Origin of the sequence: Enterobacter sp. BIDMC 27 (assembly GCF_000534415.1) — a bacterium.
Lineage (GTDB): Bacteria > Pseudomonadota > Gammaproteobacteria > Enterobacterales > Enterobacteriaceae > Enterobacter > Enterobacter hormaechei_C.
The window spans coordinates 1,997,412-2,011,907 of the sequence record NZ_KI973178.1 but is presented as its reverse complement, the minus strand read 5'-3'; the positions used below and the strand labels follow the sequence as shown (position 1 = coordinate 2,011,907).

The window sequence follows — 14,496 nt, the reverse complement described above, 5'->3', positions numbered from 1 at the left end:
GCTTACCCCCATGTAAAGAGTAAACCGATAAAAGAGAATGCCGCATGTCCGTACAGAATATCGTCAACATAACTGAAGCTAACCTGCAACAGACGCTCGAACAGTCAATGATTAAACCGGTGCTGTTCTACTTCTGGTCTGAACGCAGCCAACACTGCCTGCAACTGACGCCGGTCCTGGAAAGCCTTGCCGCGCAGTACAACGGTCAGTTCATTCTGGCGAAGCTGGATTGTGACGCCGAACCGATGGTGGCTTCCCAGTTTGGCCTGCGCGCGATCCCAACCGTCTACCTGTTCCAGAACGGTCAGCCGGTGGATGGCTTCCAGGGGCCGCAGCCGGAAGAGGCGATCCGCGCCCTGCTGGATAAAGTTCTGCCGCGCGAAGAAGAGCTGAAAGCGCAGGAAGCCATGGCGCTGATGCAGGAAGGTAAGTACGACGAGGCGCTGCCGCTGTTAAAAGACGCGTGGCAACTGTCGAACCAGAACAGCCAGATTGGTCTGCTGCTGGCAGAGACCCAGATTGCGCTGCACCGCCCTGAAGACGCGGAAGCCGTGCTGAAAACGGTGCCGATGCAGGATCAGGATACCCGTTATCAGGGTCTGGTGGCGCAGATTGACCTGCTGAAACAGGCGGCCGATACCCCTGAAATTCAACAGCTTCAGCAGCAGGTTGCGGACAACCCGCAGGATGCCGCGCTGGCAAGCCAGCTGGCGCTTCAGCTTCATCAGGTGGGGCGTAACGAAGAGGCGCTGGAGCTGCTGTTTAGCCATCTTCAGAAGGACCTGGGCGCCGCAGACGGACAGGCGCGGAAGATGTTCCAGGAGATCCTGGCCGCGCTGGGTACCGGTGACGCGCTGGCGTCGAAATATCGTCGTCAGCTGTACGCGTTGCTCTACTAGTAAAAAAATGCCCGGTGGCGCTAACGCTTACCGGGCCTACAAAAGCCGATATTACCCCGTCTTTTTCAACTGCGTCACCACCAGCTGGTGGCGCGCGTTGTAAAACTTCCGATAGGTCAGGTAGCAGGCAATGATGGTGGACAGGCTCGCCGTAGAGAGCAGCATAAACGTCACCATAATCTGGTAATTAATCGCTTTTACCGGATCGATACCGGCAAAAATCAGCCCCGACATCATTCCCGGCAGGCTCACCAGACCCACCGTTTTAGCGGAATCCACCGTTGGGATCAGCGAAGAGCGAATGCTGTCGCGGATCAACCGCGCCGAGGCCACCTTCGGTGTCGCGCCCAGGCTTAGCTTCTCCTGAAGCTGCTGCTGTTCACTGCTGAACCGTTGCCCCAGATTGTTGTAGCACAACCCGACCGCCACCATCGCATTGCCCGCAATCATCCCGGAAATGGGGATCACCTGCATCGGCGTAAATTCTATCGAGCCGGAGAGTACCAGTACCGCCAGCGTTAACGCGGTCCCGGTAGTGATGGCGATCAACGACGAAATGAACGCTTTATCGATGTATTTACTGCGTTTCTGCGCGTTCCATGCCGCGTTAAAGCAGATAAACAGCACCATCAACAGGGTCAGCACGGCATGATTGACGTTGAAGATGTATTTCAGCACATAGCCGACGATGATGAGCTGAATGACCGCGCGGGCGATACTCCAAAGAATATCTTTTTCCAGCCCCAGCTTTTCCCGGTAGCTGACCACAATCGCCACCAGCACCAGGACCATCGACAGCGCCAGCGATTCGTTGGTTATGTTATGTTCACCCACGATGAGCCTCCTCCATTTTCCCGCCCTGCGGCCTGAGCGTGATGACATCATCCGCATGGGTAATTTCATTTGAATCATGCGTCACCCACAGCACGGCAATATTCTGCTCCCGGGCGTAGCGATGGATAATGTCATTGACGTTGCGCTTGTTAGCGTCATCCAGCGCGCTGGTGATTTCGTCCAGCAACAGCGCCTTCGGCAAGAATTGCAGGTTACGGATCAGCGAGACGCGCTGCTTTTCCCCTCCCGACAGTTCGGCGATCGATTTGGTCAGCGTCTCCGGCGAAAGCCCGAACCGGGTCAGATCGTCGGTAAACTTTTTCGGATCAGGCGTTTGGTTGCGGATGTGCCAGGGGAAAACCAGATTGTCGTATACCGTGTCGCCAAACAGGGACGGCGTTTGCACGCAGTATGACACCTGCTGGCGATAGCTTTCCGGTGAAAGCGTGGCGATATCTTTTCCTGCAAACAGGATGGTTCCCTCCGTTGGGCTCAGTAGCGAAGCCACGATTTTCAGGAGGGTGCTTTTGCCGCAGCCGGAGGGGCCAGTTATCAGTTTAAATTCGCCCGGAGAGAGACAAAAATCGACGTGCTGAAGGATGGTGTTATCACCCACACGAAAGCCAACATCCCTGATATCCAGAAGATTTTTTTTATTATTCATTCCGATTCCATTAACCGCTGTAATAAGAACAGCCTTTAGCATAATCCTTTCCGCTACGCAGCGCGAATAGCCTTAACCTATAGCAAGTGTTAAACTTTTTGCTCGCTAATTGTCACCTCTATAACTACAGGAAGTCAGCAACATGACACATATCTTTTATGAGTTCTCTTCCCTGAAGCCTGGTGTTCCTGATGTGGAAACATTAATGGAAGTCATCAATTCTTCTGAACTCACGCGTTTTGTCATGGGTGCAGAGGTGGTCGATTTTGTTAAGAAGGCGCTCATCGTTAACACCACAATCGGTAGCTTTAAAAACTGCTATTTTGCTTTCGATGATGGAGCTTACTTTCTCGAGTTTGACGGCAAGGGTAAATCCAGACGCTTTACTGAGGTGCCGGACTGGTTCGTTTCCCCCGCGGAATTTGCCCGCTCGCAATGGCTGATTAACCATGATCTGGCCGATGTGAAGGCGACGGCGTTTATTGACGTGCTGATGTCCTACCCGCTTAAAGAGCGCCGGGCGCACTGCAATCTGCTGTTTGGTCTGGATCTGCATAAGGTCAATGTGGTTCCTGCGCCTACAGCCCCTGCCGGAAAAATGGGCAATAAAAACGGAAAAACCACCAAGCCTCGCGTCACGGATCTCGGCTCTTTTGAGCTTTTTACCGCGTTCTTTGCGCGTATGAAAACCGCCGTCAATGCTAATGAATTCCCTACCCTACAGGTGCTGACCGGCCAGGAGGATCTTACAAAAGCGCCGCACAGCTTAAAGCAAGGGATCAGAACCTGGTTTAAAGCGATTACCGGCGATCTGCCGCCGAACAACAAACGTGTCGGGGCGGGCAATGCGGTATTGTTCTGCGCTCCCGTTCGCGAGCAGATCCAGCAGATAGAGGCCATCGGCCTGGAAAAATACTATCAGGGCTTATCAAAAGCCATCGCTGACGCCGGGGATGGGTTTATCACCGACTTCAGCTATACCTGGTCTGAAAAGTAACGTTTTGCGCCCCGCATTCCGAACGGGGCGTTTTATTTCTGCCAGTCCGGTTCCCACCTCTTTACAGGGGCGAAATCCTGTTCGTTAGCCGATATACTTACGTTCAACAAATACGCAGTTTTTCTCGTTACGGCATGCAAAACAGGAGGTTTTTATGCTCATCGTTGTTCCTGTCCTTATATTCGTTGCGCTGGTTATCGTGGGCGCAGGCGTCAAAATTGTCCCGCAGGGTTACCAGTGGACCGTCGAACGCTTCGGTCGCTACACCAATACTCTTCAGCCGGGTTTAAGCCTGATCGTCCCGTTCATGGACAGAATTGGGCGTAAGATCAATATGATGGAGCAGGTGCTGGATATCCCTTCCCAGGAAGTCATCTCCAAGGATAACGCCAACGTCACCATCGATGCGGTGTGCTTTATTCAGGTGATTGATGCGCCGAAAGCGGCCTATGAGGTGAGCAACCTGGAGCTGGCGATCGTCAACCTGACCATGACCAACATCCGTACCGTGCTTGGCTCAATGGAGCTGGACGAAATGCTCTCCCAGCGCGACAGCATTAATACCCGCCTGCTGCACATTGTGGATGAAGCCACCAATCCGTGGGGGATCAAAGTGACCCGCATTGAGATCCGCGACGTGCGCCCACCGGCAGAGCTGATTGCTTCCATGAACGCGCAGATGAAGGCCGAGCGTACCAAGCGCGCCTATATTCTTGAAGCCGAAGGGGTGCGTCAGGCTGAAATCCTGAAAGCGGAAGGGGAAAAACAGTCGCAGATCCTGAAAGCCGAGGGCGACCGTCAGTCTGCCTTCCTCCAGGCGGAAGCGCGTGAACGTTCGGCAGAAGCAGAAGCCCGTGCGACGCAAATGGTCTCCGAGGCGATTGCCGCCGGGGATATCCAGGCCGTGAACTACTTCGTCGCGCAAAAATATACCGATGCGCTGAAGGAGATCGGCTCCGCGAACAACAGCAAGGTGGTAATGATGCCGCTGGATGCCAGCAGTCTGATGGGATCTATCGCCGGAATTGCCGAGTTGATCAAAGACGGCGGAAACGAGCGTAAAAAATGATTGAGCTCATCGTTGCACATCCTCATGCGTTCTGGCTAAGCCTTGGCGGTTTACTGCTGGCCGCCGAGATGCTTGGCGGCAACGGTTATCTGCTGTGGAGCGGGGTTGCCGCGGTGATTACCGGGCTGGTCGTCTGGCTGCTGCCTGTCGGCTGGGAGTGGCAGGGCGCGCTGTTTGCCGTGCTGACGCTGCTGGCCGCCTGGCTGTGGTGGCGCTGGCTGAACAAACGGGTGAAGGCGCAGAAGCCGGTCGACGCGCACCTCAACCAGCGTGGGCAGCAGATCGTGGGTAGACGCTTTACGCTTGATAACGCGCTGATCAACGGACGCGGTCATATGCGCGTGGGGGACAGTTCGTGGCCGGTGGTGGCCGACGATGACCTCAGCGCCGGCACGCGGGTTGAGGTCATTGCGGTGGAAGGCATTACCCTGCGGGTTAAAGCCTGTTAGGCGTGGGTTTTACGGTGGCAGCAGCCGGAAAGATTGTCGATAATCGGGCACTCGGCGCTGTCATCTCCCGGGCAGGATTCTGCCAGCTGTAACAGTTGCTCACGCATCGCCTGTAATTCGATGATATGGCGTTCGATCTCCGCCACTTTTTCCAGCGTACGTTTTTTCACGTCGGCACTGTGGCGTTTCGGATCGTTAAACAGGTTAACCAGCTCGCCGCACTCTTCAAGGTTAAATCCTACCTGTCTTGCCTGACGCAGTAACGTCAGTTCATCAAGATGCAGCTGCGTATAGCTGCGGTAGCCGTTCTCACTGCGCAACGGTGGCGTCACCAGCCCTTTTTCCTCATAAAAGCGAATCGCTTTGCTGGTTAAGCCGGTTTTTTTCGCAACATCGCTGATATTCACATTTCCCCCTTGACCTTCCCCTTGATGGAAGGTTTAACCTTCATAACAGTTAGCGAAAAGCAAAGTGAAGGTCAACAATTGACCAGAACATTATACGGGAGTTTTGTTATGTCTCACACTATTGACCTGACACTGGACGGCCTCTCCTGCGGCCACTGTGTCAAACGCGTTAAAGAAAGCCTGGAGCAGCGTCCTGACGTGGAAAGCGCTGAGGTGACTATCGATCATGCCGCCGTGACCGGCAGCGCCAGCGCCGACGCGCTGATTGATACCATTAAACAGGCCGGTTACGGGGCGGAGTTAAGCCACCCAAAGGCTAAACCGCTGGCAGAGTCATCATCCCCGTCGGAAGCACTGACAGCGGCCACTCCTGAGCTTCCGGTAGCTGATGATATTGATGACAGCCAACAGCTGCTGATCAACGGCATGAGCTGCGCCAGCTGCGTCTCCCGGGTACAAAACGCCTTACAGGCGGTACCGGGCGTCGCACAGGCACGGGTAAACCTGGCGGAGCGTACTGCGCTGGTGATGGGCAGCGCCTCTGCCGCAGAGTTAGTGCAGGCCGTGGAGAAAGCGGGCTACGGGGCGGAGGCCATCGAAGATGATGCCGAGCGCCGCGAGCGCCAGCAGGAAACGGCTGTCGCCACTATGAAGCGTTTCCGCTGGCAGGCGATTGTCGCCCTGCTGGTCGGTATTCCGGTGATGGTGTGGGGCATGATGGGTGACAACATGATGGTCACCGCTGACAACCGCACCCTGTGGCTGGTGATTGGTCTGATTACCCTTGCGGTGATGGTGTTTGCTGGCGGACATTTCTATACCAGCGCCTGGAAGAGCCTGAAAAACCGCACCGCGACGATGGACACGCTGGTCGCGCTCGGTACCGGCGCGGCGTGGCTGTATTCGATGAGCGTGAACGTCTGGCCGCAGTGGTTCCCGATGGAGGCGCGCCATCTCTATTATGAAGCGAGTGCGATGATTATCGGTCTGATTAACTTAGGCCATATGCTCGAAGCCCGCGCGCGTCAGCGCTCGTCGAAAGCGCTGGAAAGATTACTCGATTTAACCCCGCCGACGGCCCGCGTGGTCACGGACGACGGGGAAAAAAGCGTTCCGCTCTCAGAGGTACAGCCGGGAATGACGCTGCGCCTGACCACCGGCGACCGCGTGCCCGTCGACGGTGAAATCACCCAGGGCGATGCCTGGCTGGATGAAGCGATGCTGACCGGCGAGCCGATACCCCAGCAGAAATCTCAGGGCGATGCGGTGCATGCGGGTACGGTGGTACAGGACGGCAGCGTACTGTTCCGCGCCAGCGCGGTCGGGAGCCATACCACGCTGTCACGCATCATTCGCATGGTCCGCCAGGCGCAGAGCAGTAAGCCGGAGATTGGTCAGCTTGCCGATAAAATCTCCGCCATTTTTGTGCCGGTGGTCGTCGGTATTGCCCTGCTGAGCGCGGCGATCTGGTATTTCTTCGGCCCGGCGCCGCAGATTGTCTACACCCTGGTGATCGCCACCACGGTGCTGATCATCGCCTGCCCTTGTGCCCTTGGCCTGGCCACGCCGATGTCGATTATCTCTGGCGTCGGACGCGCCGCCGAATTTGGCGTACTGGTCCGTGATGCTGACGCCCTGCAACGGGCAAGCACGCTGGACACCCTTGTCTTTGATAAAACCGGCACGCTCACCGAGGGCAAACCGCAGGTGGTGGCCGTCAGTACCGTTGGCTGTACGGAGACGGACGCCCTGCGCCTTGCCGCCGCGCTGGAACAAGGTTCCAGCCACCCGCTGGCGCGCGCCATCCTGGAGAAAGCCGGTGATGGCCGTCTGCCGCAGGTCAGCAACTTCCGCACCCTGCGCGGTTTAGGGGTCAGCGGTGAAGCCGAAGGCCATACGCTGCTGCTGGGCAACCAGGCACTGCTGACTGAACACGGCGTTGATACGTCCGCGCTGGACGCAGAGCTAAACGCGCAGGCCTCTCAGGGCGCGACGCCGGTTCTGCTGGCGAGGGATGGTCAGGTGGCGGCGCTGCTGGCCGTGCGCGATCCGTTACGCCAGGACAGCGTAGATGCCTTACAGCGCCTGCACCGCGCGGGCTATCGTCTGGTGATGCTGACCGGGGACAACCCGACCACCGCCAACGCCATTGCGAAAGAAGCCGGTATTGATGAGGTGATCGCGGGCGTGCTGCCGGACGGCAAAGCGGACGCCATCAAGAACCTGCAAAGTCAGGGTCGCCAGGTGGCGATGGTGGGCGACGGCATCAACGACGCCCCGGCGCTGGCGCAGGCTGACGTAGGCATTGCGATGGGCGGCGGGAGCGATGTCGCCATTGAAACCGCGGCGATCACCCTGATGCGCCACAGCCTGATGGGGGTGGCGGATGCGCTGGCGATTTCGAAAGCCACGTTGCGCAACATGAAGCAGAACCTGCTGGGGGCCTTCGTCTATAACTCGCTCGGCATTCCGATTGCCGCCGGGATTTTGTGGCCGCTGACCGGTACCCTGCTGAACCCGGTTGTTGCGGGTGCGGCGATGGCGCTCTCGTCAATTACCGTGGTGAGCAACGCTAACCGTCTGCTGCGGTTTAAACCGAAGGATTGAACCTTGTACCCGTACGCGCTAGCATGAACCTTTCCGATCATGGAGCGCGTATGGGTCTGTTTAATCGTCTAAAAACATCGTTTCGCGCCCTTTTTCCCCGCCGTTATGCCTGGCCCGGTATGGATATTTCGCTTCCGGGCGGGCAGCATCTGCACCTGGTGGGAAGCATTCATATGGGCACGCAGGACATGTCCCCCCTGCCCTCCGGCCTGATTAAACTGCTGAAGCGCGCCGACGCGCTGATCGTCGAAGCCGACATCTCCGGCCATGAATCGCCGTTTGCCGGGCTGGAAAGCGATCGCCCCCTGGCGGAACGTCTTAACGGGACGCAGCTGGCTGAGCTTACCCGTCTTGCGGATGAGACCGGCGTCTCGCTCTCAATGCTCGACACTCTGCCCCTGTGGCAAATTGCCATGGTGCTACAGGCCACCCAGGCGCAGCGCCTGGGGCTGCGCGGCGATTACGGTATCGATTATCAACTGCTGAATGCGGCAAGGGCGCGCAACCTGTCCGTCATTGAACTGGAAGGCACGGACAGCCAGATTGCGCTTCTTCGCCAGCTTCCCGATGACGGCCTGATGCTGCTGGATGATACCCTGACCCACTGGCACACCAACGCGCGTCTGCTGCAAACGATGATTGGCTGGTGGCTGGATGCGCCGCCCGCAGACGGTAAGCTGGCGTTACCGTCGACGTTAAGTGAATCGTTGTATGATGTGCTGATGAACGCGCGCAACCAGGCGTGGCGGGAGACACTATATGCCCTGCCTGCCGGTCGTTATGTTGTCGCGGTTGGCGCGTTGCATTTGTACGGAGAAGGGAATTTGCCGTCGCTGCTGAAATAAAAAAATGGCCAATATCTCTATTGGCCCGTCAAAGAGGAATTTCATCGTTTTTATTATACCGAAGTGACCTTCGGCTACGCCGATTGTCGCTCAAAGTAACCATCACTGCCAATACTATTGCGCAAGATGGTGCTATTTTTTAGACAAACGTCAGGCGTATGCTGCTGGTATGAATCGTCTGTCGTAAGAAGGATAGCCATGACTCCCGCCGTTAAATTACTCGAAAAAAACAAAATTTCTTTCCGGATCCACACCTACGATCACGATCCGAACGAAACCAACTTTGGTGATGAAGTGGTGCGCAAGCTGGGGCTGAACGCGGACCAGGTCTACAAAACGCTGCTGGTCGCGGTGAACGGCGATATGAAGCACCTCGCCGTGGCAGTGACGCCCGTCGCCGGACAGCTTGATCTGAAGAAAGTGGCCAAAGCGCTGGGAGCGAAAAAGGTCGATATGGCTGACCCGATGGTTGCGCAACGCACAACGGGTTATCTGGTCGGCGGGATCAGCCCGCTCGGCCAGAAAAAGCGTCTGCCGACGCTGATCGATGCGCCTTCGCAGGAGTTTGAGACGATCTATATTTCTGGCGGCAAACGCGGGCTGGATATCGAACTGGCCGCAGGCGATCTGGCGAAAATGCTGGACGCGAAATTTGCGGATATTGCGCGCCGGGATTGAGAAAATTGCCCGGTGGCGCTGCGCTTACCGGGCCTACGATTCGAATGTAGGCCGGGTAAGGCGAAGCCGCCACCCGGCAAAAAAAAACGCACTACTGCCAGCTCACCTCGCCTTTCGGCTCATACATGTTCACGTCAATCGGTGAATTTTGCTGGATAAACTGCTTCAACACTTCCGCATCAATAAACCCGGTATTTACATAACCCGGTTTGTTATCGATATGCGGATAGCCGTCGCCGCCGGTGGCGTTAAAGCTTAACGTTGCCAGGCGGTAGGTTTTCGCCGGATCAACCGGTTCGCCTTTGATTTTGAGATCGTTGAGCTTGCCGTCCTTCGCGACGAAGCTGACGTTAGCAAACTGCGGATACGCCCCGGAATCCGGCTTCATCTGCGCCACGGCGGTCAGGTAGTCAATCACCTCCTTCCCGCTCATGTCCGCATAGACCACCACGTTGCCAAACGGCTGCACTTTGAGCACGTCTTTATAGGTGATGTCTCCGCCTTCAATGGAATCACGAATACCGCCGCCGCTCATCACGCCGAAATCCGCATTCGTGCGCGCCATCTGCGCGGCCAGCACCAGACGCCCCATGTTGGTCTGTACAAAGCGGACTTTGCTGCGGTCCCCTTCCAGTCGTCCGTTAAGCGTGCCAATCTTCACGTCCAGCTGCGCTTTCCCTTTGCTCTGGAACGGCGTCAGCAGAGAGAGCATCTGCTGGTTTTCAGCGATCTCTGGCGTGTAGAGTACGCGCTCGCTTTTGCCATCCGGGTAGGTCACTTTCTTCTTCAGGTTGACCGGGATGAGCTGATAGTGCACCAGCTTCATTTCGCCGTTACGGAATTCGAAATCCGCGCGGCCAACGTATTTACCCCACTCGTGGGCCTGTACAATCCAGATCCCGTTCTGACGATCAGGCGCGCACGGCGTGCCGGGCACATAATCTGCCTGCTTTTTATTCTCAGAAGCCATGCAGACCGGATCCTGTGAGTGACCGCCCACAATCATCGCCAGCGAGCCCGCAGGAAGGCTGCGCGCCATCTCCACGTCGCCCGGCGCGTTAGAGCCGTGCTGACCGTTATCGTAATGCCCCATGTGGGTGGTCGCGATAATCACATCCGGTTTTTCATTCTGCTGCAACTCCTGGATCACCAGCTTCGCTTCGTCCGCCGGTTTACGAAATTCGATGTCGGTGAAAAATTCAGGGTTGCCAATTTTGGCCGTATCGTCGGTGGTTAAGCCGATGACCGCGATCTTCAGATCCTGACGCTTAAACAGCGCCCACGGTTTAAACAGGCGCTCGCCGGTGCTTTTCTGATAAATATTGGCGGAAAGGAACGGGAATTTGGACCACTTCTCCTGCTGGCGCAACACGCTCAGCGGATTATCAAACTCGTGGTTTCCGACCGCCATCGCGTCGTAACCAATTAAATTCATGCCGCGGAAATCAGGCTCGGCATCCTGTAAATCAGATTCCGGCACCCCGGTATTAATATCCCCGCCCGACAGCAGCAGGACGCTGCCGCCCTGGGCCGCGACCTCTTTACGAATGCCGTCAACCAGCGTTTTTTGCGCCGCCAGGCCATATTCACCGTATTCGCTGCGCCAGAAATGGCCGTGATGATCGTTAGTATGCAGAATGGTAATTTTATAGGTTTTATCTTTTTCATACGCCTGCGCGGGCAGGCTTGTCAGCCCCCATGCGGCGATGAGCGCCAGCGCGACGCCACGCTTCATTAACTTCATCTTCTCTCTCCCTGACCCATAGACAAACGCAAAAATTACAGTGACTCACAAGAATAGACAAATAAGTTTTCAGAATTGCGACTTTCTTCAAATGTCACGGACGGGTATGTTAGTCGGATAATAATTACTCCCTGCATCTCTAATAACAAATCGACGTGGTATTTATGGCAATCAGTGAATCAACCCAGCCCGTCCAGGGCGCTCCGGCGTCGCCGCCGAAATCGCGCACTTCCTTTAAAGTATTAGGCGCAATCAGTCTCTCTCATCTGCTCAACGACATGATCCAGTCGCTGATTCTGGCGATCTACCCGCTGTTGCAATCTGAGTTCTCATTAACCTTCGTGCAGATCGGGATGATCACCCTGACCTTCCAGCTGGCCTCTTCGCTGCTACAGCCGGTAGTGGGCTACTGGACGGACAAATACCCGATGCCATGGTCGCTGCCCATTGGCATGTGCTTCACCCTGAGCGGGCTGGTGCTGCTGGCCATGGCGGGCAGCTTTGAGGCGGTACTGGTTGCCGCGGCGCTGGTGGGAACCGGTTCATCGGTGTTCCATCCGGAATCGTCCCGCGTGGCACGTATGGCCTCAGGCGGACGTCACGGGCTGGCGCAGTCTCTGTTCCAGGTGGGGGGTAACTTTGGTAGCTCCCTCGGTCCTCTGCTGGCGGCGGTAATTATCGCGCCTTACGGCAAAGGCAACGTGGCGTGGTTTGTGCTGGCCGCGCTGCTGGCGATTGTCGTCCTGGCGCAAATCAGCCGCTGGTATGCCGCGCAGCATCGCGTAAATAAGGGAAAACCTGCCGCGAAGATAACCAATCCCCTTCCGCGCAATAAGGTGATCCTTGCCGTCAGCGTGCTGCTGGTGCTGATTTTCTCGAAATATTTCTATATGGCGAGCATTAGCAGCTATTACACCTTCTATCTGATGCAAAAATTCGGATTATCAGTACAAAACGCCCAGTTCCACCTCTTTGCCTTCCTGTTTGCGGTGGCGGCAGGCACGGTGATAGGCGGCCCTGTGGGGGATAAAATTGGACGTAAATATGTCATTTGGGGCTCTATCCTCGGCGTCGCGCCGTTTACGCTTGTTTTACCGTACGCAACGCTGGAATGGACCGGAATATTGACGGTGATTATTGGTTTTATTCTCGCATCGGCATTTTCAGCCATCCTGGTCTACGCGCAGGAGCTGCTGCCGGGACGTATCGGTATGGTTTCCGGTCTCTTTTTCGGTTTTGCCTTTGGCATGGGCGGCCTTGGCGCAGCCGTGTTGGGGATGGTTGCAGACCACACCAGCATCTTCCTGGTCTATAAAATCTGCGCTTTCCTGCCACTTCTGGGGATGTTGACCATATTCCTGCCTGACAATCGTCATAAAGCGTGACTTCACGGCTGCCAAAGTTAAACTTTGGCAGCCGGATAACCTGATGCCATAAGGCTTTCCTCTCCCTCCCCTCAGCAAATTTATCAAAATCTGCCTTTTTTCATGCTTATTGCCTTTTTATTGTGATTTCAACAATTATTCATAAACATAAGCGTAAAAATTGTCATAAACTATTAATCGGCTTTTTGGTATTTGCACCAAAAATGGATCACCCATCGCGAAAGGAGACGGAATGCACCACGCCACACCGCTTATCACCACCATTGTTGGTGGACTTGTGCTCGCTTTTATTCTCGGCATGATTGCCAATAAACTGCGTATTTCGCCCCTTGTAGGCTATTTGCTGGCGGGCGTGCTGGCAGGGCCCTTTACGCCGGGTTTTGTCGCAGATACCAAACTGGCGCCTGAGCTGGCGGAATTGGGCGTAATCCTGCTGATGTTTGGCGTCGGACTGCATTTTTCCCTGAAGGATCTGATGGCGGTAAAGTCGATCGCCATACCGGGAGCGATCGCCCAGATAGGGGTGGCGACGCTGCTGGGCATGGCGCTTTCGGCGGTGCTGGGCTGGTCAATCATGACCGGTATCGTATTTGGGCTGTGTCTTTCAACCGCCAGTACCGTGGTGCTGCTGCGCGCGCTTGAAGAGAGACAGCTGATAGACAGCCAGCGCGGACAAATCGCGATAGGCTGGCTGATTGTTGAAGATCTGGTAATGGTGTTGACGCTGGTTCTGCTGCCTGCCGTTGCCGGGATGATGGAAAAAGAGAATATCGGCTTCGCCTCGCTGGCGCTGGATATGAGCATTACCATCGGTAAAGTCGTGGCGTTTATCGCCATCATGATGCTGGTGGGCCGCCGCCTGGTGCCGTGGATCATGTCCCGCAGCGCCGCCACGGGCTCGCGTGAACTGTTCACGCTTTCGGTCCTTGCGCTGGCGCTGGGCATTGCCTTTGGCGCCGTCGAGCTGTTTGACGTCTCCTTTGCGCTGGGCGCGTTCTTCGCCGGGATGGTGCTGAACGAGTCCGAGCTGAGCCACCGTGCCGCGCACGATACCCTGCCGCTACGTGATGCATTCGCGGTGCTGTTCTTTGTCTCCGTCGGGATGCTGTTCGACCCGCTGATCCTCATTCAGCAGCCGCTGGCCGTGCTGGGTACGCTGGCAATCATCATCTTTGGTAAGTCCGTTGCCGCCTTCTTCCTGGTACGGATGTTCGGTCACTCGCCGCGCACGGCGCTGACCATCGCCGCCAGCCTGGCGCAGATTGGCGAGTTCGCCTTTATTCTTGCTGGTCTGGGGATGGCCCTGAACCTGCTGCCACAGGCGGGGCAAAATCTGGTGCTGGCGGGGGCGATCCTCTCCATCATGCTAAACCCGGTATTGTTTGCCCTGCTGGAGAAATATCTCGAGAAGACCGAAACCCTCGAAGAGCAAACCCTGGAAGAAGCGATTGAGGAGGAGAAACAGATCCCCGTAGATATCTGCAACCACGCGCTGCTGGTCGGTTTTGGCCGCGTCGGCAGCCTGCTCGGTGAGAAGCTGATGGCCCAGGGGATCCCCCTGGTAGTGATTGAAACCTCCCGCACTCGCGTCGACGAGCTTCGCGAGCGCGGCATCCGCGCGGTGCTGGGCAACGCGGCTAACGAAGAGATTATGAATCTGGCCCATCTGGACTGCGCTCGCTGGCTGCTGCTCACTATCCCGAACGGTTACGAGGCTGGCGAGATTGTCGCCACAGCCCGTGAAAAATGCCCACATATCGAAATCATTGCCCGCGCCCATTATGATGACGAAGTGGAGTACATCACCGAGCGCGGCGCGAATCAGGTGGTGATGGGTGAGCGTGAGATTGCGAATACAATGCTGACAATGCTGACAAAACCGCCAGTTGAAGAGGCGGTGACGGGTTAAGTTTTGTGC

The 14,496-nt window shown here is 56.3% G+C and carries 13 protein-coding genes; 9 read left to right on the top strand and 4 right to left on the bottom strand.

Annotated elements, in window-relative coordinates; genetic code table 11:
* Positions 1–44 precede the first annotated feature (44 nt).
* Complete coding sequence (locus L463_RS13090) at positions 45–899, top strand: co-chaperone YbbN (RefSeq protein WP_017383224.1); 855 nt, start codon at positions 45–47, stop codon at positions 897–899.
* A gap of 51 nt (positions 900–950) precedes the next feature.
* Here L463_RS13090 and fetB read toward each other — a convergent pair whose 3' ends face one another.
* Positions 951–1,733: an iron efflux ABC transporter permease subunit FetB gene (fetB, locus tag L463_RS13095; protein WP_032104064.1), complete on the bottom strand. Its 783-nt coding sequence runs from the start codon at positions 1,731–1,733 to the stop codon at positions 951–953.
* The gene (gene fetA, locus L463_RS13100; RefSeq protein WP_015571235.1) at positions 1,726–2,397 is read right to left on the bottom strand and encodes an iron efflux ABC transporter ATP-binding subunit FetA; all 672 of its coding nucleotides are present in this window, start codon (positions 2,395–2,397) and stop codon (positions 1,726–1,728) included. Before fetA ends, fetB begins: the two co-directional genes overlap by 8 nt.
* A gap of 142 nt (positions 2,398–2,539) precedes the next feature.
* Between fetA and L463_RS13105 the strand changes: the two genes are divergently transcribed.
* From L463_RS13105 to L463_RS13115, 3 genes are all read left to right on the top strand, one after another.
* Positions 2,540–3,394 carry a hypothetical protein gene (locus L463_RS13105; RefSeq protein ID WP_015571236.1) on the top strand — a complete coding sequence of 285 codons (855 nt, stop codon included), beginning with the start codon at positions 2,540–2,542 and terminating at the stop codon, positions 3,392–3,394.
* 154 nt (positions 3,395–3,548) lie between these two features.
* Positions 3,549–4,463 (top strand): SPFH domain-containing protein, encoded by a 915-nt coding sequence (locus L463_RS13110; RefSeq protein ID WP_003858941.1) that lies wholly within the window; start codon positions 3,549–3,551, stop codon positions 4,461–4,463.
* The gene (locus L463_RS13115; protein ID WP_015571238.1) at positions 4,460–4,912 is read left to right on the top strand and encodes an NfeD family protein; all 453 of its coding nucleotides are present in this window, start codon (positions 4,460–4,462) and stop codon (positions 4,910–4,912) included. Before L463_RS13110 ends, L463_RS13115 begins: the two co-directional genes overlap by 4 nt.
* Here L463_RS13115 and cueR read toward each other — a convergent pair.
* Entirely contained in the window at positions 4,909–5,319 is a 411-nt protein-coding gene (gene cueR, locus L463_RS13120) for a Cu(I)-responsive transcriptional regulator (protein WP_017383222.1), read from the bottom strand. The two genes, L463_RS13115 and cueR, sit on opposite strands and share 4 nt — an antisense overlap.
* 108 nt (positions 5,320–5,427) lie before the next feature.
* Between cueR and copA the strand changes: the two genes are divergently transcribed.
* The 3 genes from copA (at position 5,428) to ybaK (ending at position 9,449) form a co-directional block, all read left to right on the top strand.
* Positions 5,428–7,926: a copper-exporting P-type ATPase CopA gene (copA, locus tag L463_RS13125; RefSeq protein ID WP_032104065.1), complete on the top strand. Its 2,499-nt coding sequence runs from the start codon at positions 5,428–5,430 to the stop codon at positions 7,924–7,926.
* A 50-nt stretch (positions 7,927–7,976) separates the two neighbouring features.
* Entirely contained in the window at positions 7,977–8,771 is a 795-nt protein-coding gene (locus tag L463_RS13130; RefSeq protein WP_032673155.1) for a TraB/GumN family protein, read from the top strand.
* Positions 8,772–8,969: 198 nt separating this feature from the next.
* Positions 8,970–9,449, top strand: coding sequence for a Cys-tRNA(Pro)/Cys-tRNA(Cys) deacylase YbaK (gene ybaK, locus L463_RS13135; RefSeq protein WP_010428207.1), 480 nt, complete (start codon positions 8,970–8,972; stop codon positions 9,447–9,449).
* Positions 9,450–9,540: 91 nt separating this feature from the next.
* On the opposite strand, the gene ushA is transcribed toward ybaK, so the two are convergent.
* The gene (ushA, locus tag L463_RS13140; RefSeq protein WP_017383219.1) at positions 9,541–11,193 is read right to left on the bottom strand and encodes a bifunctional UDP-sugar hydrolase/5'-nucleotidase UshA; all 1,653 of its coding nucleotides are present in this window, start codon (positions 11,191–11,193) and stop codon (positions 9,541–9,543) included.
* Between the two features lie 164 nt (positions 11,194–11,357).
* Between ushA and L463_RS13145 the strand changes: the two genes are divergently transcribed.
* Together L463_RS13145 and ybaL are read left to right on the top strand one after the other, a co-directional pair.
* The gene (locus L463_RS13145; protein ID WP_015571242.1) at positions 11,358–12,578 is read left to right on the top strand and encodes an MFS transporter; all 1,221 of its coding nucleotides are present in this window, start codon (positions 11,358–11,360) and stop codon (positions 12,576–12,578) included.
* 232 nt (positions 12,579–12,810) lie between these two features.
* Positions 12,811–14,487 carry a YbaL family putative K(+) efflux transporter gene (ybaL, locus tag L463_RS13150; RefSeq protein ID WP_017383218.1) on the top strand — a complete coding sequence of 559 codons (1,677 nt, stop codon included), beginning with the start codon at positions 12,811–12,813 and terminating at the stop codon, positions 14,485–14,487.
* The last annotated feature ends 9 nt before the right edge of the window (positions 14,488–14,496 follow it).